A 20,744-nucleotide genomic window follows, 5' to 3' on the forward strand; every position below is an offset into this window, starting at 1 on the left:
TGATGCCGAGGTCGATGACGTCGAAGCCGGCGCCCTCCATCATCATGCCGACGAGGTTCTTGCCGATGTCGTGGATGTCGCCCTTGACGGTGCCGATGACCATCTTGCCCTGCTTGGGCGCGCCGGTGGCGGCGAGCAGCGGGCGCAGGATGAACATGCCGGCCTTCATCGCGTTGGCCGANAGCAGCACTTCGGGAACGAACAGGATGCCGTCGCGGAAATCCTCGCCGACGATGCGCATGCCTTCGACCAGCGCTTCCGTCAGCACTTTATAGGGCACCCAGCCGCGCTCGAGCAGGATGTTGGTGCCTTCCTCGATCTCTTCCTTCAGCCCGTCATAGAGATCGTCGTGCATCTGCTGCACCAACTCGTCGTCGGAAAGTTCAGAAAGGATGATCTCGTCGTCGGACATTTTTGCCTGTGCCAATTGCTTGTCAGTGACTACGGGCCGCCGGCACTTTTTGTCAGAATGCCGGCGGCTATTGCTTGCAAGTCTCGGGAGTTAAATCAGGCGTCCAGCCAGACGTTTTGGAAATCCATTTCGTAAGTCTGGTGCATTCCGTAGTTCTTCACCTTCTTGCTCATGTGGCAGTAGAGCTTCTGCCAGAACGGCTGGATGATGACGCCGGAATCCTGCAGGATCTGCTCGACGTCCTTCATGACCTCCTTGCGCTTGGCAGGATCGGCCAGCGAGAGCGCCTGCTTGAGCTTGGCGTCGAAATCCGGGTTGGCATAGGCCGTTTCGTTCCACGCCTCGCCCGAGCGATAGCCGAGTGCAAGCACCTGGACGCCCAGCGGCCGCATATACCAGATGGTCATCGAGTATGGATACTTCGTCCAGTCGTTCCAGAAGGTCGAGCCCGGCAGCACGGTGCGCTTCACCTTGATGCCGGCATCGCGCAGCTGGCCGGCGATCGCATCGCCGGTGTTCTTCTGCCATTCGTCCTCGACGGTGATCAGCTCGTGCTCGAAGTCGGCTTGCCCGGCATCCGCCATCAGCTTCTTGGCGGCGGCGGCATCGCGTGTCTTCTTGGGCAGCGGATAGTATTCGGGATGGATGGGCGCGACGTGGTGGTTCTCGCCGACCGTGCCGAGCCCGGCGTAGCCGAGTTGCATGACGGCATTGTTGTCGACGGCCATCTGCAGCGCATTGCGCACCCGCTGGTCGTCATAGGGCTTGTGGGTGATGTTGGTGCGGGCAACGAGCGTGGTCGCCGTTGCCACCTCCGATTTCACCAGATCCATCTTGTCGAGGGCGTCGATGAAGTCGGCCGGCGTTTCGAAATCGAGGTCGATCTCGCCGGACTCGAAGGCATTCAGCGTGGCGTTGAAGTCGGTGCCGTAGTCGATGAACTCGACACCGTCGAGCGGCGTTTCGCCACCCCACCACTTGCCGTTCTCGCGACGCTTGACGACCGCCTTCGTACCCACCGCATAGGACACCAGTTCGAAGGGTCCGGTACCGATCGGCTTCTTGACCGGGTCGGCGCCATCCTTGTCGAAGTCGCGATGCACGACCAGCGCCGGATAGTCGGTGAAGCCCGGTATGATCGCAATGTCGGGTTCGGACAGCTTCAGCTTGACCGTGAGGTCATCGACCTTGGTGATGGCGCCATCCTTGGCCTTGCCGGTCTTTGTGTCGATCAGCGCGCCGACGCGTGCCGCCATGGAATTACCGGAAGCACCCTTCTCGCACCAGCGGTTCAGATTGGAGACCACGTCATCGGCGTTGAAGGCATCGCCATTGTTCCAGGTGATGCCTTTGCGCAGATGCAGTGTGTATTCGGTGGCGTCGTCATTGACGTCCCAGCTTTCGAGCAGGACCGGCTCGAACGTGAATTGGTGCGTGTAGCGGACGAGCGGCTCCAGCCAACTGCGGGTGACGTTTGCCATCTCGGTCCAGTCATAGGTGCGCGGATCCTTCTGTGCCTTGACCGACATTGCGACACGCAGCGTTCCACCCTTTTTCGGCTCATCGGCCCGGGCTTTTGTCGGTGCGGCAAGGCCGATCATGCCATAGGCGAGAGCCGTCGAGGCGCCGAAGGCGCTGGCCAGCGCCAGGAATTCGCGCCGGTCCATGCGGCCTGCTCGCGTCTCTTCCGCCATCGCCTCGATAGCGCCCGGCACGCGATCGCCATTGCTTCTGAAGAATGTCATTTTTTTCTCCCTTTTTTGTTCCCGTTCGTTGTTCGTCCGTCGCGTCAACTGACGCTGTTTGGTAGCGCCTCCTCGCGCCGCGCAATGAAATCCGTCAGCCCGTCGGCGATGCCCTCGTCGAGCTTCGGCTCCTCATAATCGGCCAGCATGTTGCGCGCTTTCTCGCGACCGCGCGTGTCGTGGTCCTTTGCGCCTTCGGCCTTCCACTGCTCGTACGAATTGAAGTCCATGATGCTGGGCATGAAGAAAGCGGACTCGAAATGCTCGAGCGTGTGCTTGGTGCCGAGAAAATGGCCCTGCGGGCCCACCTCGCGGACAGCCGCCATCGCCTCCTTGAAATCGTCGAACGGCAACCCGCCGGCATATTTGTACCAGCCGACGAGCTGTTCGCAGTCGGTAGCGAATTTCGAATAGCCGCAGCTCAAGCCGGCCTCGAGCCATCCGGCGGAATGCCAGATGTAGTTGGCGCCGGAAAGGATGGCGGCATGCATCAGCATGTTCGACTCGTAGCCCGCCTGGGCGTCGTTCAGCTTCGATCCGACATGGAATCCGGAGGTGCGCCATGGCAGCCGGTATTTGCGCGCCAGCGCGCCCATCAGATACATCATCTGCGCCGCCTCCGGCGTGCCGCCCATGGGAGCACCGGTCTTCATGTCCACAGTGACCATGAACTGTCCGTAGATCTGCGGTGACCCCGGGCGCAGCAGTTGCGTGAAGGCGACGCCGGCCAGCGCTTCCGCATTGACCTGCGCCACCGCGCCGACGGCGGAAGCCGAGGTCGAGGCGCCGCACAGTGCGAAGGGTGCGAGGATCAGCGGCTGGTTGCTGCGCGCATAGACCTTCATCGCATCCAGCATGGTGGCGTCCCACACCAGTGGCGAATTGCAGTTGGTGATCGACACCAGGACCGGGTTGTCGCGGACATAGTCCTCGCCGAACACGATGCCTGCCATCGCCATCGTGTCTTCGGCGCGCTCCTTCGAGGTGACGATGCCCATGAACGGCTTGTCGGAATGCTTCAGTGCCGAATGGATGATGTGGAGGTGACGCTTCGGCACCGCAATTTCCATCGGCTCGCAGATGACCGAGCTCGACGAATGCAGCGCCGGCGCCATATAGGCGAGCTTGTGGAAATTGTTGAGGTCTTCAAGCGACCCGTAGCGCCTGTTGTTGTCGAGGTCGCGCACATAGGGCGCGCCATACATTGGCACGAAGATGGAGTTCTTGCCGCCGACGCGAACGGTACGTTCGGGGTTGCGGGCATTGAGGGTGAATTCCGGCGGGACCTTCGAGACCAACTCCATCAAGAGCGCACGGTCGATGCGGACGCGCGTCTCGGAGACATCGGCTCCCGCCGCTTTCCACAGGGCGATCGCCTCGTCGTCGCGGAACTCGCAGCCCACCTCTTCGAGGATCAACAGCGATTCCTCGTGGATCAACTCCACCGCCTCGTCAGGGACCATCTGATAGGTGGGGATCTGGCGCACCAGCGTCGGGAACGAGACCATGGGCGCGCCTCGTATCGCCTTGCGCCCCAGGCGGCCGCCGCTTCTGCGATTTGCGTGTTCGGTCACGGCAACGGCCGGTGCATTCATGGCAACTCATCCTCCAACTGCCCGTCAACTTAGCGAGACGAAATGTAGCTGTGACGCTGGAAAATCCTGATCTCTTGTATAAACTCTCCTTATGCGAAGCCTGCGCCATCTCCTGCCCTCCGCCGGCAGCCTGATCGTCTTCGAGGCGGCCGGCCGGCTGTCGAGCTTCACCGCAGCCGGGCGCGAGCTCGGCATGACGCAAGCGGCTGTGTCCTACGCCGTGCGTGGGCTGGAGGAACAGCTGGGAGCCCAGCTATTCCAGCGCCGCCACCGCCAGGTCATCCTCACCGAGGCCGGCGAGCGCTTTCACGCCGATGTCTCGCTCGGGCTGTCGCATATCCGCAAGTCGGCGGAAGATCTGCGCCTGCAGGCGAGTGGCGGTCATGTGACGCTGGCCGCCTCGACCGCCTTCGGCTCGTTCTGGATGATGCCACGCCTGCAGCAATTCCGCGACGAACTGCCGGGCGTTGATCTGCGCATCCAGACCGCCGACCGCGACCTCGACATCATCGCCGAGGGCATCCCGCTCGGCGTGCGCGGCGGCGTGCCGCGCGGCTGGCCGGATTATCATTCGCTGTTGCTTGCCGACGAGGAGATCTTCCCGGTGGCGGGCCCCAGTTATCTGGCGAAGTTTGGGTTGCCGGAGACCGTCGCTGAACTTGCCATGCACCGGCTGATCCATCTCGAGGAGCCCTACCGCGAGGCCCCGAACTGGGACGAATGGTTCGCGGCAGCCGGAACCAGCCTCCGTAATGCCGAGCGCGGGTTGCGCATCAATGACTATGCCTTGGTGATTCAGGCGGTCATGGAGGGACAAGGCATCTCGCTCGGCTGGCGGCATCTGGTCGAGCGCCTCGTGGCATCAGGACTGTTGGTGCCGGTGACGGATCATGTGCTGAGGACCGGCATCGGATTCTACGTCATCTGGCCAAAAAACCGGGAGCTCAGCGACAACGCCCGCAAGGTGCGCGACTGGCTGGCGGAGCAGGCATAGGCCGTTTTCCACTGATCCACCGCCAGCGCAATTCTGCCCCTCCCGCGCGACGCGAATCCGCCTATAGTGCCGCCATGCCCATCCGCCAGCTTTCCGAAACGATGATCAACCAGATCGCCGCCGGCGAAGTCATCGAGCGTCCGGCGAGCGTGGTCAAAGAACTGGTCGAGAATGCGCTCGATGCCGGGGCTTCGCGCGTCGAGATCGTCACGGCCGGCGGCGGGCTGAACCTGATCCGCGTCACCGATGACGGCTCCGGCATTCCCGAACGGGAGCTGGCGCTGGCGATCGCACGTCACTGCACCTCCAAGCTCACCGAGGATATCAACGACATCCGTTCGCTGGGCTTCCGCGGCGAAGCGCTGCCGTCGATCGGCTCGGTGTCGCGATTGTCGATCCGCTCGCGCACGGCAGCAAGCGACAGCGCCGCCGAGATCGGCATCGAGGGTGGCCGCGTCCTGCCTGTCAGGCCGGCGGCGGCCAATCGCGGCACCACGGTCGAGGTGCGCGACCTGTTCTTCGCAACGCCGGCCCGATTGAAGTTCATGAAGGGCGAGCGCGCCGAGAGCTCGGCCACCAGCGATGTGGTCAAGCGCATCGCCATCGCCTTCCCCGCCGTGCGCTTCACGCTGGCCGGCTCGGACCGCTCTATGCTGGAATTGCCGGCGGCGGATGACAGCGCGGCAGGCAGCCTGCGCCGTGTCGCCCAGGTGATGGGCGCCGATTTTCCCGACAATTCCATTGCCATCGATGCGACACGTGATGGCGTGCATCTGACCGGCCACGTGTCGATCCCCTCCTTCACCCGCGCCAATGCGCTGCAGCAATATGCCTATGTGAACGGCCGCCCGGTGCGCGACAAGCTGATCGCCGGCGCCATACGCGGCGCCTATGCCGACGTCCTGCCGCGTGACCGCCATGCGGTGACGGTGCTGTTCCTGACGCTCGACCCGGCCATCGTCGACGTCAATGTCCATCCAGCCAAGGCCGATGTACGCTTCCGCGATCCCGGCCTTGTGCGCGGACTGATCGTCGGCGCAATCCGACAGGCACTGGCCGATGCCGGCGTCCGCGCCGCCACCACGGGGGCCGCCGGCATGATGGCGGCGTTCCGGCCAGGGGCTACATCCTATGGCCACGGCAGCCCGGCAAACGGCCATCGCAGCTACGACGCGGCCTACCGCGCGTCGGTCTTCGATCCCGCCCGGTCGTCGCAGAGGCCGCTCGATATGGGTTTCGAGGGTGCGGACTTCGAGCAGCGCGGCTTGCGTGAAAACGAGCAAGCGGCTTTCGATGCCGGTCCGCTCGCCAGCGCCGATGCACGCGCAGGGCAGGATGAAGCGGCCGAGACCTTGCTCGGCGCGGTGCTGGGCGCGGCGCGCGCCCAGGTGCATGAGAACTACATCGTCGCCCAGACCAGGGATTCGCTCATCATCGTCGACCAGCATGCGGCACATGAACGGCTGGTCTACGAGGCGCTGAAGAATGCGCTGCACTCGCGCCCGGTGCCCTCGCAGATGCTGCTTCTGCCCGAAATCATCGACCTGCCGGAGGAGGACGCCGAGCGGCTTGCGCTGCATTCGGAAACGCTGGCCCGCTTCGGTCTCGGCATCGAGCGCTTCGGCCCCGGCGCCGTCGCGGTACGCGAGACGCCGTCGATGCTGGGCGAGACCAATGTCCAGCAATTGGTGCGCGACCTTGCCGACGAGATCGCCGACAACGATACGGTCGACACGCTGAAGGAGCGGCTGGACAAAATAGCCGCGACCATGGCCTGCCATGGCTCTGTGCGCTCCGGCCGCCTGCTCAAGGCCGAAGAGATGAACGCGCTGCTGCGGCAGATGGAGGCGACGCCCGGCTCGGGCACCTGCAACCACGGCCGCCCCACTTATATCGAACTCAAGCTGGCGGATATCGAACGGCTTTTCGGGCGGCGATAGCCGCGTACGTATTGCGGGCCTGTCGCTTCGCCGCTCGTAGGTGCCGGTGTTGACCAGCAATGCCGAGACCACCCGCCCCGTTCGCCTGTGGGCGAATGCCGCGCCGGCTCCACGCACCGCTGTTGCCAGAAGCGCGGCGGTCAGCAAATAGCGCGCCGCCGCCAGCAGTAGCGGAGGCACGTCATCGAGACCGAGCTAATCGCCGCCCAGGTCAGCCCCCAGATCGGCGACATCACCGCGAAGAAGGCGAAATTGCGAACCACCAGATTCGCCGTTCAGCGCAATCCCTGGCGATCGACAAGTATCCGGTGGATGTCGATCCGCTCCGGCAGTTCGATCAGGAACTCGGCATCACGGTCCAGATGATGGACTTTGGTCGGTTCGCCTTTGGTAAAGGCGGTCATCGCTTGCATGTCGGCCCAATACGAGATGGTTGTGAACCAGGTCTCGTCACCGCGGTCCTCGCGCAGCAATTGGACGCCAAGCGCTGTCTTCTCGAGGGGCGGAATACCCTTGGCACGCAGGTATGGCTCATAGGCGTCGGCAACGTCGCGGCGGGTGCGACCGCGCCAGATGCGCGCGATGGTCGGTTTGGTCGGCATGAGGTTCTCCTTCAGTCAGGCGGACAGCAACTGAACATAGCGAACGCCGGCTGGGTCAGCCGTGAACACGAGCCAGGAAACCGCGGACCAGCGGCAGCGCGTCGTCGAAATGTGTCTCGAGCAGCCAATGACCCGCCCCTTCGATCAGATGCAGTTCCGCATCGGGCAGATCGCGATGATAGGCCCGTGCCGACGCCGCGGGCATATAGCCATCCTCTGGCCCCCAAACGATCAGCGTCGGCGGATGGTGTTCACGCAAATAAGCCTGGTAGCGCGGAAACCAGGTGAGATTGGCTTCTAGCTTCTCCATCAGACCGACGGCGATCCGCCGACGAACCGGCGTGTTCATCAGTGGCCAGTGAAGGCTCCAGAGATCGGGCGGCACGCGCGTGGCGACGTCGTCAGCCACTTCCCCGATGAACTCGGCCCGGAACCCGTCCTCACTTACCGCGGCCTGGAGCGGACGGTGCTTGTCGGGCGTCTTGTCGGTCCACCAAGCCGTGATCGTGGCGTATTTCGGACCAAGCACGTCCTCGTAGATGTCGCCGTTCTGGATAATCAGGGCGCTGATCCGCTCCGGGTGCGAGATCGCATGCCGGAGTCCTATCTGCGAGCCATAATCATGCAGCCACAAGGCGTAGCGTTCGAGACCGAATTCACCGGCAAGTTTGGAAAGCACGTCGGAATAGGCGTCGAAATCATAGCCAAAGGCGGCCGGATCTGGTGTGCCGCTGTATCCGAAGCCCGGCCAGTCGAATGCAATCGTTCGCCAGCGGTCGGCGAGCGCCGGCATCAGTCGGCGGAATTGGAACGAAGAGCAGGGATAGCCGTGCGGCAACAGCAAGACAGGTGCTTCTGGCGGCCCTGCCTCGCGATAGAAAATGGATAGATCACCCAGTTGCATGCGTCGGTGCGTCGTTGCACCCGGCATTCGGACCTCCCTCGAATAAACACCGGCTAAACGCGTTTGACCGAGGCATCGTTCCCGAATGAGGGAAGCGGACGGCCGGCAATATTCATCTCTTCAAATTCACCACGATGACACCGCCCAGCGCCAGCGCGCCGCCGATTATGCCGAGCAGCGTGGGAACTTCGCCCAGCCAGAAGAAGCCGATCAGCGCGGACATCGGCGAGACCAGATAGAGGAAGTTGGAGGCACGTGCCGCCGGCAGACGCGACAGCGCGGTCGCCCAGGCGGCATAGGCGATGAGGCTGGGCACGATGCCGAGAAAGATGACGGCGCCGAGGCCTGCTGTGTCGGCGACGGCCGCCTGCGAAAAGGCCGACGGCAGGAAGGGCGCCAGGCATAGTGCGCCGAGCACCATGTTCGAAGCCGAAATGGTCAACGGATGATGGCGGGCAAACAGCGGCTTCTGGACGATGGTGTTGACGGCCGAGCACAAGGCCGAACCAAGCACCAGAAGAGCACCGGTGTTAAAAGACAGTCCATTCCCGTCGGCCATGGCGATGACGCCAATGCCGGCAAAGGAAATCACCGTGCCGGCCCAGGCCATGCTGGAGAAGCGCTCGCCCAGCAGGACCATCGCCATGATGGCGGTGAAGATCGGGCTGACATTGATGATGAAGCCGGCGGCACCGGCCGAGACGGTCAGTTCGCCGAAATTGAGCATGACGGTGTAGAGCGCGACGAAGATGGCGCCGCCAAAGACCAGGCGCCACACTTCGTCGAGCCTTGGCAGCGCCGGGCGCTTGATGGCCAGGAAGATCGCCGCCGGCACCGCGGCGATGGCAAAGCGCAACGCGCCGAGTTCCAGCGGTCCGAAGGCGGCGAGACCGGCGCGGATCGCCGGAAAGGCGGAGGCCCAACCAACCACCGTCAGCGCGACAGCAATGGCTGCCGTGGTGTCCATCCGCTGTGTCGAATTCAACGTGCCCGTCATCGCGCTCATCTCACTGCCCTCGTATTCTTCGGTCCTGAGAGGCAGAAACGCCTTTTCGCGCCGGTTGACAAACGACCAAATCGAGGATCACCTGTGACTATGGATCACAGCTCGGACACAATGGTGCCGCTCGAAACGCTGCGCGCCTTCGATGCGGCGGCGCGGACAGGCAGCTTTTCGGCGGCCGCTGAAAAGCTCAATATCACCCATGGCGCCGTCAGCCGGCAGATCGCCAAGCTCGAGGACTGGCTGGGATTGAAAGTCTTCGACCGTGGCGCGCGCGGCGTCTCGCTGACGATCGAGGGGAACCGGCTGCATCTGCGCACGGCGGAAGCCTTTGCGCTGATATCGACCCATTCCGACCGCTGGGTCGAGCCGCGTGGCACGGCGGTGGTGCGGCTGACCTCGATCCCCTCGGTCAGCGGACTGTGGCTGATGCCGCGCATGGCGGCTCTGGAAAACAATCCCTCGAAGCTGCGCATCGTGCTCGATGTCGACATCCGCCAGGCCGACCTTGCCGATGAGGGCATCGATCTCTCGATCCGCTGTGGACGCGGCGGCATTCCGGGCCGCGTCTCGGTGCAGCTTTTCGAGGAACATGTCTTCCCCGTCGCGTCACCCGGGCTTGCCCGCGAGATCGGCCGCGGCGACCCTGCCCGGCTGCTCAAATACCCGCTGATCAACGATTCCGACGCGTCTGCCTGGCGCGCCTGGTTTGCCGCGCAAGGCATGGATTATCGCCCGCGCCCGCAGGACCGTCGCTTCGAGGACTACAATCTGGTGCTCGACGCCGCCGCCTATGGGCTCGGCATCGCGCTGGCACGCCCGCCCCTGACCGGGCATCAATTGCAATCGGGCCGCATCACTCCCGTCGATGAGCGCACCGCGCTCAATCCGGTGTCCTACTGGCTCGACCGGCCGATGGGGCGGCCGCGTGCCGCCGCCGCCGACCTCGCCCGCCGCATCGCGGCAGAGGCCGGGCTGGCTCCGGACAAGATCGAGGCGTTTATCGAAGCCGAGCGATAGGCCTCCTGGACATATATCGAGAACCAGCCGATTCGAAGCTCAGCGAAGCAACAACAGAACGAACCCGAGGATCACGGTTCCCAGCAAGCCGGCCATTATCGAAACAAAGCCGATTTTCACCAGCAACTGCTCAGGGTTCGGCGCCGCACCACGGGATTGATTGGCCGGCCTGTGCCTGCCCGCCGGTGTATCCAGGGCGGCAGCGTTGCGCGGGACTGGAGCCTGCGGCGGGATAAGCGACAGCAATGACAGCCCCGCAACCCTGGCGGAGGCATTGTCATTGGCCGTTGTCGAAAGCGGCAAGAAGGCTCGCAGCGTTTCGGCTTCGGGTTTTGCCTTTCTCGCCACGACCGTTGCCAACGCCGCCTCTTCGCCCGTCTCAAGCTGGGCAAGATAGGCATCGACGATGCCAGCCGATGCGATCTGCTGCGATTTGACGGCCATCGGCGCGGCCGGCAAAGTCAACAGCGCTGGCGCTGTCTGTTGCGCCAGCAGAGACGGCGCCGGCGGTTGGACCAGCGCCTTGACCAGTGCCGTCATGACTGGATCAGCCTGACCTGAGGGCACCGCCTGCGGCGTCATCACCTCCCTGAGCAAGGCGGGAAGACGAGTGGAGGAAATGTCCATTGCGGCCCACCAACACCATTTTTCCGCTTCACAATAGGCGTTCAACATTGTCTCAGGCTTGTCGCATGCTTGACCTCGCCGGGAATTTATGGCGATGAAATCCTCATGAACCCTGGCGTCCCCGCATGATGAACCGTTTCGAAGGCCCCGGCGGCAAGGAAGCCCGCATCCGCTATCTGGATGGCGACTTCCAGGTTACCAGCCCCGGCGCGTTCGTGCGCTGCGCGGTGACAGGCGAAAGCATTCCGCTCGACGAGTTGAAGTACTGGAGCGTCGCCAGGCAAGAGCCCTACGTCAGCGCCACCGCCTCGCTGCGCCGCGAAATCGAGATGCATCCGGAGCTGCGTAAGCGCGGTTAGAGCAGTTCGCCGTTTCACGGAACGGCGAACCGCTCTATCCCTTTGTTTTGACGCAATTCCGGAACGGAAAACCGTTTCACACTTTTCTTGGAATTGCTTTAGCCCTTCAGCTTGCGCTGGCGCCAGGCATCGAGCGTCTCGTCGATGATGCGCTCGGGAACGTGGTCGAGTTCGAAGACCGTGTCGATCTCAAGCACCTCGAGCCGGTCGAGAAAGCCCTGCGAGGCGCCGTGGCGCAGCCGGGCGGCGTCCTTGGCGGTGGTGATGAGCACCAGCCCCTCAGTGCGTGCGGTCGCCGCCAACTCGGCAAGTTCGTCCTCGGCATAGAAATGGTGGTCCGGAAACGGCCGCGTCAACGCCAGCTCGCCGCCGGCTTGGCGCACCGTGTCGAAGAATTTCTCGGGATGCCCGATACCGGCGAAGGCGAAGAACCGCTTGCCGGCAAGCCCTGCCTTGCCGCTTGGCTCTGTATGGGCCTCGAAGATCGGCCGGCCGGCGCGTGCCGCCTGGCGGACCACGCTGTCGGCAGCAGTGCCCTCGCCCATTTTCAACAGCCCGCTAGTGAAGACCAGCTGGTCGACGATTTTGGCCCTGAGCGGCCCCCCCGGAATAACGCGGCCATTGCCGATCCCATAGCGCGCATCGACGACGACCAGCGCGTAGTCGATGTGGATGCGGGCGCTCTGGAAGCCATCGTCCATGATCAGGAAATCGCAGCCATTCCGTTCCAGCAGCAGCCGGGCGCCGGCGGCGCGGTTTGGCGTCACCGCCACCGGCGCGTGTTCGGCGAGCAGCAGCGGTTCGTCACCGACATGCCGGGCGCTGTCGTGATCGACATCGACGACATGCGGCTCGGCGAAGGAGCCGCCATGGCCGCGCGACAGGAAGCCTGGCTTGAGACGCATGCGCTTGGCCTGTTTGGCGAGCGCGATGGCCACCGGTGTCTTGCCGGTGCCGCCAACCGTGAAATTGCCGATGCACAGAACGGGTGCCTCGATCTTCTCACGCTTGGCCCGCCGCATGCCGCGGCCGGCGGAGGCCGCATAGATGGCCGATAGCGGCGACAGCGCCAGGACCCGCCAGTCCGGCTCTTCCCACCAGAATGGTGGTGCTTCGGAGGCCACGCTAGCGACCGTTCGCGCCCTTCAGGCGCGACTTGACGACCAGCGGCTGGATGTAGGGCTCAAGCGATTTCAGGGTGCGCGCCAGCGCACCGCGCATCTCGTCGACGGTCGCCACGCCCGCCGCCATCATCTCGTGGCGCGCCACTTCGTTGGTCAGGAGGAAATTGACGGCGCCGGCCAGCATGTCGCGATCGCGCACCAGCTTGGCGCCGCCGCTGTCGAGGAGACGCTGGTAGGCCTCGCGAAAATTCTGAACATTGCGTCCGGCCAGAACCGCCGTGTCGAGCATGGCCGGCTCCAGCGGGTTCTGGCCACCCTCGGAGGTCAGCGAGCGGCCGACGAAGGCGATTTCGGTCAGCCGGAGATAGAGCCCCATCTCGCCGATCGTGTCGCCGAGCAATATATCCGTGTCGGCAGCTATCCTGTCGCCCTTGCTGCGCCGCGCAACCTTCAGGCCCATGCCGGAAATCTGCGCCGCAAGCGCCTCGCCGCGATCGGGATGACGCGGAACGACGATCGTCAGGAGACCATGATGGCGTTTGTGCAGCGTCGCGTGGACTTCAGCCGCGACCACTTCCTCGCCGTCATGGGTCGAGATCGCCGCCCAGGTCGGGCGCGTGCCTATCTGCCGCCGCAGCGTCGCCAGCGCCCGTTCGTCGACGGGCGGCGGCGAGGTATCGACCTTGAGATTGCCCGACACGGTGACCGGCCGGGCGCCGAGCGCCAGAAACCGCTCGCCATCGACATCCGACTGCGCCACGACGTGAGCCAGGTTCTCGAACAACGCCTCGGCGATGTTGGCGCGTTTCTTCCACGACTTGAACGAGCGGTCGGACAGCCTGCCATTGACCAGCACCTGCGGCACGCGGCGCGCGCCAAGCTCGAGGATGGTCATCGGCCAGATCTCGGATTCGGCGATGATCGCCAGATCCGGCTGCCAGTGATCGAGAAACCGGCTGACCGCCGGCTTGAGATCGAGCGGTACGTATTGGTGGATGATCCGGTCACCGAGACGCTCGTCGGCGACCTGCGCCGAGGTGACCGTGCCGGTCGTCAGCACGATGTTGACGCCATAGTCGAGAATGCTTTCGACCAACGGCACTACGGCTATGGTCTCACCGACGCTCGCGGCATGGATCCAGATCACCGGCCCGTCGGGGCGCGCGCGTCCGGCGACGCCATAGCGCTCGCGGCGGCGGTAGCGGTCTTCCTTGCCGCGTGAGGTGCGCCAGGCCACATAGGGCCCGACCAGCGGATAGGCGGCCGCACCCGCGAAACGGTATGCCGACAGCATGGCTCGCGCCCAGCGGCCGCTCATCGCGGGGCATCCACGAGACGGTAGGCCTCGGCGGTCGCAGCATTGAGCGCGGTCGTCACTTCCTGGCGCTTGCGCTCCATTTCGGCCTCATCGGCGCCGGCCGCCACGAAGATCGGCGGGCCGATGACGATCGACGAGCGGCCGAACGGCAGGTTTATGGTGGTCTTGTCCCAGCTCTTCTCCAGCACCTTGCGGCGGCTGGTTGTGATGGCGACAGGCAGTAGCGGTCGACCGGAGAGGCGTGCAAGGAGAACGATACCAAGTCCTGCATCTCGCGGCGTACCGTGCGGAATGTCTGCTATCATGGCGACGTTCTTGCCGGCACCGAGCGACTTTTTCAGGGCGATAAGTGCTTTTGCCCCGCCCTTGTCGAGATGCCTGGCGTTTTCACGCCCACCCGAACCGCGCACCGCCTCGATGCCGAATTTCTCCAGCATCAGCGCGTTGAGCTCGGCATCGGCGCTGCGCGAGACCATGGCGACCAGCGGCTTGCGCTTGGGGTAGTAAGCCGGCGTCAGCAGGTGCTGGCCGTGCCACAGGGCGATGATGCCCGGCTCGAACTCGGTATAGGCCCCGCCCGAAAACCGCGCCGATCCCTCGACGACGCGATTGGTGAGGCGCACGAACCGGACGAACTGGGCAAACAGGCTGGCGATGGCGTTCTTGACGAATCGCGACTGCGCCAGCGGTTGGCGAATCTTGCGCCAGAAGGCCTTGGTCGTGCGGCTGCGTCCCCTGCCCGTGGGCGCGGCATCGCTTGCTGGCCCTTTCGCCAGGTCATGCTCCATCGAAGTCAACCGGCAACCTTGTTGTCGGGGTCCAGCAGCCGGTGCAGATGAACGACGAAGTAACGCATGTGGGCGTTGTCCACGCTGGCTTGCGCCTTGGCTTTCCACGCCGTGTGCGCGGATTGATAGTCGGGATAGATGCCGACGATATCGAGGCCCTCGAGATCGCGGAATTCGGTGCCGCCAAGCTTCTTGAGTTCGCCACCGAACACCAGATGCAAAAGCTGTTTCTTTCCGTCTTCCGCGGCCATGTCGGTCCTTCACATATCGTGAGTTTGTCACAGGTCTAGACCAAAGCCGCCAACTTTGGAACCTTTAGGGCGAGATGAATTCATCTCGCCCGGGAAAACGCTTTCACGCGTCCAGGCCGGCGATGACGCCGGCGAGCACGGCCAGCAATTCACCGCTGCCGGCGGCAAGGGCGCCGTGGCGGGTCACCTCGCCGGCATAAAGTGGAGCGCGACCGTGCTGGTCGAGCAGCTGGCCGCCGGCCTCGCGCAGGATGAGGTCGGCCGCCGCAATATCCCAGTCATGCGCATTCGGCTTGACGAAAGTGGCATCCAGCGCGCCATTGGCGATCATCGCCAGCCGATAAGCCAGCGAAGGGCTGTAGGGCGCTCGCTTCAGCCGCGCCTGCCATTCGGCCGGCATCAGGTCGGTCAACTGCTTCAGCCCGGAAATCTCGGCCGTATCCCCCAGCTTGCGCACCGCAATGCGCTTGCCGTTGCGGAAGGCGCCCTGGCCGGGCAGCGCCCAATAGGTCTCCTCCATCGCCGGGCATTCCAGCACGCCGGCCAGCGTACGGCCACGCTCGACGACGGCGACGCTGACGCACCAGGTGCGCTGGCCTTCCAGAAAACCGCGCGTGCCGTCGATCGGATCGACGACGAAGGTGCGGCGTGCCGAAAGCCGGACCGGATCGTCGACCGTCTCTTCCGACAGCCAGCCATAATCCGGCCGCGCCGCCAGCAATGTTTCGCGCAGGTAGGCGTCGGCGGCATGGTCGGCCTCGCTCACCGGCGATGTGCCGCCCTTCATCCAGACTTGCGGGCTGTTGCCGAAGTAGCGCATGGCGATGAGCCCCGCCTCGCGGGCGGCATCGCGCAGCAGCGGCAAGTCCCCAGAGGCGCCGGAGATGGCCCCCACAGTGGTCAGGTCATGCTCCGGCAAGGGTCATGCCTTCGATCAGGAGCGTTGGGGCCGCGGTGCCGAAATTGCGGTCGAGATCATCGGCCGGCACCATGTTGAGGAACATGGTCTTCAGGTTCGAGGCGATCGTGACCTCAGCGACCGGATAGGCCAGCTCGCCATTCTCGATCCAGAAGCCCGAGGCGCCACGGCTGTATTCGCCGGTGACCATGTCGACGCCCTGGCCGAACACTTCGGTGACGTAGAAGCCGCTCTTGAGCGATTTGATCAGCTCTTCCGGCGACCGCTCGCCCGGCTCGATGGCGAGATTGGTGGACGATGGCGTCACGGAAGAGCCGCCGCGGGCGCCGCGCCCGTTGGTGACGAGGCCGAGCTCGCGCGCGGCCGAGGTCGACAGGAACCAGTGGTTGAGCACGCCCTTCTCGACCATCAACAGCTTTTCGCCCTCGACGCCTTCGCCGTCGAACGGACGCGAGGCCTGGCCACGCCGCCTGAGCGGCTCATCGGTGACGGTGATGGCGGACGCGGCCACCTGCTTGCCCATCATGTCGCGCAGGAACGAGGTCTTGCGCGCGACCGAGGCGCCGTTGATGGCGCCGGCAAGATGGCCGGCAATGCCGCGCGCGACGCGCGGGTCGAAGACCACGTCGACCGGCCCGGTCGCCGCCTTGCGCGCGCCGATGCGGCGCACGGCGCGTTCACCGGCCTTGCGGCCGATGTCTTCGGGCGCGTCGAGATCGGCAAAATGCTGGCGCGAGGAGAATTCATAGTCGCGCTCCATGCCGGTGCCCTCGCCGGCGATGACGCTGGCCGAGCGCGAGAAACGCGAGCCGACATAATGGCCGAGGAAGCCGTGCGAGGTGGCCAGCACCAGGCCGCCCAGCCCCGCACCGGCGCTGGCGCCGGCCGAATTGGTCACGCCCTTGACGGCAAGCGCTGCCGCTTCCGCCGCCAATGCGGCTTCCTTCAACTGGTCTGCCGACACTTCGGTGGCATCGAAGAGATCGAGATCGCGCGTCTGTTTGGCCAGCAATGCCGGGTCGGCCAGCCCCTGATAAGGATCCTGCGGCGACACTTTCGCCATCGCCACGGCGCGCTCGGCCAGTGTTTTCGGGTCGGACGCCGCCGTCGCCGAGACACTTGCCACGCGGCCGCCGACGAAAACGCGCAGCGCCACATCCTCGCTTTCGGAGGCCTCGGTAGCCTCGACCTTGCCGAGACGCACCGACACCCCGGTCGAGCGGCCGCGCACGGCCACCGCGTCGGCGGCATCGGCGCCGGCCTTTTTGGCAGCCTCGACCAGGGCCGCGACGCGGTCGGTCAATTTTGCTGCGTCTGATATGTCGGTCATGCCTGAAATCCTGCTGGTGCGGCCGGTATGCGGCCGTTGCCCACCCATCTATTGTTCCGGTCCGGCTTGTGCAATGGCATAGGCTTCAATCAAAATGCAGGGTGGACGGTTCAAAACCGCGAACCCTGTGACGCAAAATCGGTCCGCAGCCTGCACGGAGCATTTCGATGACGCCTTTCCATCTCGCCTTCCCGGTCCGTGATCTCGATGAAACCCGCGTTTTCTATGGCGAGGTGCTGGGCTGTGCGATCGGCCGTTCATCGGCGACCTGGGTGGATTTCGATCTTTACGGCCACCAGATGTCGGCGCATCTGCGTCCGCAGGCCGCACAGGCCCCCAGTGACGGCAAGGTCGACGGCATTGTCGTGCCGATCCCGCATTTCGGCGCCGTGCTCTTGATGGACGACTGGCAGCGCCTGGCGACGCGGCTGGAGGCGCGCGACGACATCGACTGGCTGGAACGGCCGATGGTGCGTTTCAAAGGCGAGCCCGGCGAACAGGCAACGCTTTTCATCCGTGACCCCTCGGGCAATGCCCTGGAATTCAAGGGTTTTCGCTCGCTGGAGCAGATTTTCGCGCACTAGCTCAGATCGAGGGCATCCGTCGATCAACGGCCGAAACGGCCCGCCGCGAAAGGTGCGAGCCGAGCCGGATCGCCGCGTCCGCCGATCAAGTCGGCGACCAGCCGCGCGGTGATCGGAGCCAGCGTCAGGCCGAGATGGCCGTGCCCGAAAGCATGAATTACGCGGGAGCTGCCGCGCGAAGCGCCGATGACCGGCCTGGAATCCGGCAGGGACGGCCGGAAGCCGAGCCATTGCGAGGCAGGCGAGCCGAGCCGGGGAAAAATTTGCCTGGCGCCACGGTCAAGCAGCGCCAGCCGGCGCGGATTTGGCGGCGCGACCAGGCCGCCGAGTTCGACGGTGCCGGCGACCCGCAAGCGGCCAGCCATCGGCGTCAGGTAGAAACCAAGATCGACGGGACAGACAGGTCGGTTGAGCAGCGGCGCGTCGGTCTGGAATTCCAGATGATAGCCGCGCTCGGTCTCGAGCAGAATCCTGTCGCCGGCCTGCGCGGCCAGTGCGCGCGACCGTGCACCGGCGGCGATCACCACCGTGCCAGCCTTGATGCGAACGCCGGGTCCGCTGAGCTGGACACCATCAGCCTCGACCTGCAGCCCGGTGATCTCAGCTTGCTTTATCGATGCACCACGGGCACTCACCGCGCCCAGCAACCGCCGCATCACCATTGCCGGATCGGTGACATTGATCGAATCGGGAAAATACACGCCATGCGCTGCTGTCGCCGGCAGGCCCGGCTCAAGCGCCGCCACCTCTTCGGGAGTCAGCACCTCTTGGTGGATGCCAAGCCCAGCGCGCATTGCCCGGCCGCCGGCGCCAGCGGCAAAATCGCTCTCACGGCGATAGAGGTAAAGACAGCCATTGCGGCGCAGCAGGTCCTCCAGCCCGGCCTCCCCAGCCATGTCTTCCCAGGCCGGGAGGGCGTCGGCCAGCAGTCCGGCGAGCGCCAGCGCATTGGCCCGGGTGGCCGCCGGCAGCGATTGCCGCATGAACCGAACGAGCCATGGCGCCAGCTGCAGCAGCGCCGGCCAGCGCAGCGAAAACGGGCTGTCGGGATCAAGCAGCAGCTTTGGCAACGCCCGCAGCACCGCAGGAGTGCCGACCGGCATGCAGGCATATTCGGCGATCGTTCCGGCATTGCCTGATGACGCGCCGGAGCCCGGCTCGTTCGGATCGATGAGCAGGACTTCACGGCCGTCCGCGACAAGGCGAAGTGCCGTCGCCAGCCCGACAACTCCGGCGCCGACAATGGCGATTTCGACCGTTTCAGAAGCATCCACTGTAGATCTTCCCGATTGACCTTGAAATCCAGTACCGATCATGTGGTCTCTTGGTTCGGGGTCGCGGTCCAGTCTTGATCCCTGGAATCGAATAGGCCAGATCTTTCCGCGCCTCAGGCAACAGGCGTCCAGATCACGTCCTCGATTTTCTGCGCGCCGGTGGCCAGCATCGCCAGCCGGTCGAAGCCGAGCGCGATGCCGCTGGCAGGCGGCATGATGGCCAGCGCCGCGAGGAAATCCTCGTCGAGCGGATAGCGCTCGCCATAGATGCGCTGTTTCTCGTCCATCTCGATGACGAAGCGCCGGCGCTGCTCCTTGGCATCGGTCAGTTCGCCAAAGCCGTTGGCGAGTTCGACGCCGCAGCAATAGAGCTCGAAGCGGTCCGCCACGCGCGGGTCGCTCGGGCTCGGCCGGGCCAGTGCCGCCTCGGCCACCGGATATTCGCACAGGATGGTCGCTCGCCCCTGCCCGAGGAATGGCTCGACCTTTTCCACCATCACCCGGCTGAACAGGTCCGCCCAGCTGTCGTCGGGCGCCGTGCGCAGGCCGGCCTGGGTCAAGGCCGAATATAGCGCGTCGCGGTCGGTGCTGCCGTCGGCGGCGACCGTGGCCAGCAGGTCGATGCCGGAATAGTGGGTGAAAGCATCCGCCACCGTCAGCCGTTCGGGCTCGGCAAACGGATCGCAGTCGCGGCCCCGGAAAGAGAAAAGATTAGCCCCTGCCCTTGTCGCGGCCAGCGCCAGAAAGGCCGCGCAATCCAGCATCAGGCTCTCATAGGCTTCGCCCACGCGATACCATTCGAGCATGGTGAATTCGGGATGGTGCAAGGGGCCGCGCTCGCGGTTGCGGTAGACCGGACCGAAGCTGAAAATGCGCTGCTCGCCGGCGGCGAGCAGCTTCTTGCAGGCGAATTCCGGCGAGGTGTGGAGATAGAGCGGCGCCCTTGCACCATCCGGCCCGACCGCTTCCGTGGCGAATGCCGCCAGATGCGCCTCATTGCCGGGCGAAATCTGCAGGGCCGCCGTCTGCACCTCGACGAAATCATGGGCGGCGAACCAGTCGCGCAGGCTGGCGGCGATGCCGTTGCGCAGCATCAGCCGCGGGCGGCGGTCGGCGTGAACGTCAGGCGTCCACCAGGGCGAAGCTTCGGTCATGCGGCTCGGAACATGGTGGAAGGGGGCTGGCGGCGGCGGCCAAGATGCGGTAGGCCCCCATCCAGCGCCGCACTAGCCGGCAAACGCCAGTCAACTCTTCTTGCAGGATTTAAAACCGTGGTGAAAGTCATCGCCAGTTCGCTCCGCAAAGGCAATGTCGTCGACAAGGACGGCAAGCTTTATGTGATCCTCTTTGCCGAAAACATCCACCCAGGCAAGGGCACGCCGGTAACGCAGCTCGACATGCGCCGCATCGGCGACGGGGTGAAGGTTTCGGAGCGCTACCGCACCACCGAGCAGGTGGAGCGCGCCTATGTGGAAGAGCGCGAACACACCTTCCTCTACCGTGACGGCGAAGGCTTTCATTTCATGAACCCGGAAAGCTACGACCAGGTCGCGGTATCCGAAGCCGTGGTCGGCGACATGGCGCCTTACCTGCTGGAAGGCATGGCCGTGCAGGTGTCGCAGTTCAACGGCATTGCCATTTCCCTGGTGCTGCCGCAGCGCGCCACCTTCGAAGTGGTGGAAACCGAGCCGACGACCAAGGGCCAGACGGCCTCGTCGTCCTACAAGCCGGCCGTGCTGTCCAACGGCGTGCGCACCCTGGTGCCGCCGCACATCGCGCCAGGCACCCGCGTGGTGGTGATGACGGCCGATGGGGCCTATGTGGAGCGGGCGAAGGACTGAGGGCGCGGCTTTTTAGCTTCGGGGGTGAGCGGGCGAAGGCGGGGTTATTCCTCAGCGACCGCTTCGCGGCATGAGCGACCCTTTAGGGGGACAAGAGGATCGAATAACCGCTGT

The 20,744-nt window shown here is 64.6% G+C and carries 21 protein-coding genes; 6 read left to right on the forward strand and 15 right to left on the reverse strand.

Features of this window, described 5'->3' with window-relative positions:
• The 3 genes from MESCI2_RS0122885 to MESCI2_RS0122895 all read right to left on the reverse strand — a co-directional run.
• The coding region (locus MESCI2_RS0122885) for a B12-binding domain-containing protein (protein WP_027038595.1) at positions 1-412 on the reverse strand (412 nt) is incomplete at its 3' end.
• A gap of 95 nt (positions 413-507) precedes the next feature.
• A complete protein-coding gene (locus MESCI2_RS0122890) occupies positions 508-2,157 on the reverse strand; it encodes an ABC transporter substrate-binding protein (RefSeq protein ID WP_027038596.1) in 1,650 nt (549 codons plus the stop codon).
• A 44-nt stretch (positions 2,158-2,201) separates the two neighbouring features.
• Positions 2,202-3,752 (reverse strand): trimethylamine methyltransferase family protein, encoded by a 1,551-nt coding sequence (locus tag MESCI2_RS0122895; RefSeq protein ID WP_027038597.1) that lies wholly within the window; start codon positions 3,750-3,752, stop codon positions 2,202-2,204.
• A 91-nt stretch (positions 3,753-3,843) separates the two neighbouring features.
• Between MESCI2_RS0122895 and MESCI2_RS0122900 the strand changes: the two genes are divergently transcribed.
• Positions 3,844-4,746 carry a LysR substrate-binding domain-containing protein gene (locus MESCI2_RS0122900; protein ID WP_027038598.1) on the forward strand — a complete coding sequence of 301 codons (903 nt, stop codon included), beginning with the start codon at positions 3,844-3,846 and terminating at the stop codon, positions 4,744-4,746.
• A 74-nt stretch (positions 4,747-4,820) separates the two neighbouring features.
• Positions 4,821-6,686, forward strand: coding sequence for a DNA mismatch repair endonuclease MutL (mutL, locus tag MESCI2_RS0122905; protein WP_027038599.1), 1,866 nt, complete (start codon positions 4,821-4,823; stop codon positions 6,684-6,686).
• A 275-nt stretch (positions 6,687-6,961) separates the two neighbouring features.
• On the opposite strand, the gene MESCI2_RS0122910 is transcribed toward mutL, so the two are convergent.
• From MESCI2_RS0122910 to MESCI2_RS0122920, 3 genes are all read right to left on the reverse strand, one after another.
• Positions 6,962-7,288, reverse strand: coding sequence for an antibiotic biosynthesis monooxygenase family protein (locus MESCI2_RS0122910; protein ID WP_027038600.1), 327 nt, complete (start codon positions 7,286-7,288; stop codon positions 6,962-6,964).
• A 55-nt stretch (positions 7,289-7,343) separates the two neighbouring features.
• Positions 7,344-8,219, reverse strand: a complete 876-nt coding sequence (locus MESCI2_RS0122915; RefSeq protein WP_027038601.1) for an alpha/beta fold hydrolase — start codon at positions 8,217-8,219, stop codon at positions 7,344-7,346.
• A gap of 85 nt (positions 8,220-8,304) precedes the next feature.
• Positions 8,305-9,198: a DMT family transporter gene (locus MESCI2_RS0122920; RefSeq protein ID WP_027038602.1), complete on the reverse strand. Its 894-nt coding sequence runs from the start codon at positions 9,196-9,198 to the stop codon at positions 8,305-8,307.
• Positions 9,199-9,288: 90 nt separating this feature from the next.
• Between MESCI2_RS0122920 and MESCI2_RS0122925 the strand changes: the two genes are divergently transcribed.
• Positions 9,289-10,215 carry a LysR family transcriptional regulator gene (locus MESCI2_RS0122925; protein ID WP_027038603.1) on the forward strand — a complete coding sequence of 309 codons (927 nt, stop codon included), beginning with the start codon at positions 9,289-9,291 and terminating at the stop codon, positions 10,213-10,215.
• Positions 10,216-10,254: 39 nt separating this feature from the next.
• Here MESCI2_RS0122925 and MESCI2_RS0122930 read toward each other — a convergent pair whose 3' ends face one another.
• Positions 10,255-10,890: a hypothetical protein gene (locus MESCI2_RS0122930; RefSeq protein ID WP_245270433.1), complete on the reverse strand. Its 636-nt coding sequence runs from the start codon at positions 10,888-10,890 to the stop codon at positions 10,255-10,257.
• Positions 10,891-10,967: 77 nt separating this feature from the next.
• On the opposite strand from MESCI2_RS0122930, the gene MESCI2_RS0122935 reads away from it, so the two are divergent.
• A complete protein-coding gene (locus tag MESCI2_RS0122935; protein WP_027038605.1) occupies positions 10,968-11,201 on the forward strand; it encodes a DUF2093 domain-containing protein in 234 nt (77 codons plus the stop codon).
• Between the two features lie 98 nt (positions 11,202-11,299).
• Here the strand turns inward: MESCI2_RS0122935 and lpxK are convergent, their stop codons facing one another.
• From lpxK to MESCI2_RS0122965, 6 genes are all read right to left on the reverse strand, one after another.
• Positions 11,300-12,325 carry a tetraacyldisaccharide 4'-kinase gene (gene lpxK, locus MESCI2_RS0122940; RefSeq protein WP_027038606.1) on the reverse strand — a complete coding sequence of 342 codons (1,026 nt, stop codon included), beginning with the start codon at positions 12,323-12,325 and terminating at the stop codon, positions 11,300-11,302.
• A 1-nt stretch (position 12,326) separates the two neighbouring features.
• A complete protein-coding gene (gene waaA / locus MESCI2_RS0122945; RefSeq protein WP_027038607.1) occupies positions 12,327-13,643 on the reverse strand; it encodes a lipid IV(A) 3-deoxy-D-manno-octulosonic acid transferase in 1,317 nt (438 codons plus the stop codon).
• On the reverse strand, positions 13,640-14,431 hold the full coding sequence (locus MESCI2_RS0122950; RefSeq protein WP_027038608.1) for a lysophospholipid acyltransferase family protein: 792 nt from the start codon (positions 14,429-14,431) through the stop codon (positions 13,640-13,642). Before MESCI2_RS0122950 ends, waaA begins: the two co-directional genes overlap by 4 nt.
• Positions 14,432-14,436: 5 nt before the next feature.
• Positions 14,437-14,682, reverse strand: coding sequence for a DUF4170 domain-containing protein (locus MESCI2_RS0122955; RefSeq protein ID WP_027038609.1), 246 nt, complete (start codon positions 14,680-14,682; stop codon positions 14,437-14,439).
• Positions 14,683-14,785: 103 nt separating this feature from the next.
• Positions 14,786-15,601, reverse strand: coding sequence for a 3'(2'),5'-bisphosphate nucleotidase CysQ (locus MESCI2_RS0122960; RefSeq protein WP_027038610.1), 816 nt, complete (start codon positions 15,599-15,601; stop codon positions 14,786-14,788).
• Complete coding sequence (locus tag MESCI2_RS0122965; RefSeq protein ID WP_027038611.1) at positions 15,588-16,931, reverse strand: TldD/PmbA family protein; 1,344 nt, start codon at positions 16,929-16,931, stop codon at positions 15,588-15,590. The genes MESCI2_RS0122960 and MESCI2_RS0122965 overlap by 14 nt, the downstream gene beginning before the upstream one ends.
• Positions 16,932-17,098: 167 nt before the next feature.
• On the opposite strand from MESCI2_RS0122965, the gene MESCI2_RS0122970 reads away from it, so the two are divergent.
• Entirely contained in the window at positions 17,099-17,515 is a 417-nt protein-coding gene (locus MESCI2_RS0122970) for a VOC family protein (RefSeq protein ID WP_027038612.1), read from the forward strand.
• A 23-nt stretch (positions 17,516-17,538) separates the two neighbouring features.
• Here the strand turns inward: MESCI2_RS0122970 and MESCI2_RS0122975 are convergent, their stop codons facing one another.
• Together MESCI2_RS0122975 and epmA are read right to left on the reverse strand one after the other, a co-directional pair.
• Positions 17,539-18,789 (reverse strand): NAD(P)/FAD-dependent oxidoreductase, encoded by a 1,251-nt coding sequence (locus MESCI2_RS0122975; RefSeq protein WP_027038613.1) that lies wholly within the window; start codon positions 18,787-18,789, stop codon positions 17,539-17,541.
• A gap of 113 nt (positions 18,790-18,902) precedes the next feature.
• Positions 18,903-19,943, reverse strand: coding sequence for an EF-P lysine aminoacylase EpmA (gene epmA, locus MESCI2_RS0122980; protein WP_027038614.1), 1,041 nt, complete (start codon positions 19,941-19,943; stop codon positions 18,903-18,905).
• Between the two features lie 117 nt (positions 19,944-20,060).
• Here epmA and efp point away from each other — a divergent pair, with 117 nt between their 5' ends.
• Positions 20,061-20,630, forward strand: a complete 570-nt coding sequence (gene efp, locus MESCI2_RS0122985; protein WP_027038615.1) for an elongation factor P — start codon at positions 20,061-20,063, stop codon at positions 20,628-20,630.
• Positions 20,631-20,744: the final 114 nt, after the last annotated feature.

It is taken from the genome of Mesorhizobium ciceri WSM4083 (assembly GCF_000519305.1).
In the GTDB taxonomy this organism is placed as follows: domain Bacteria; phylum Pseudomonadota; class Alphaproteobacteria; order Rhizobiales; family Rhizobiaceae; genus Mesorhizobium; species Mesorhizobium ciceri_B.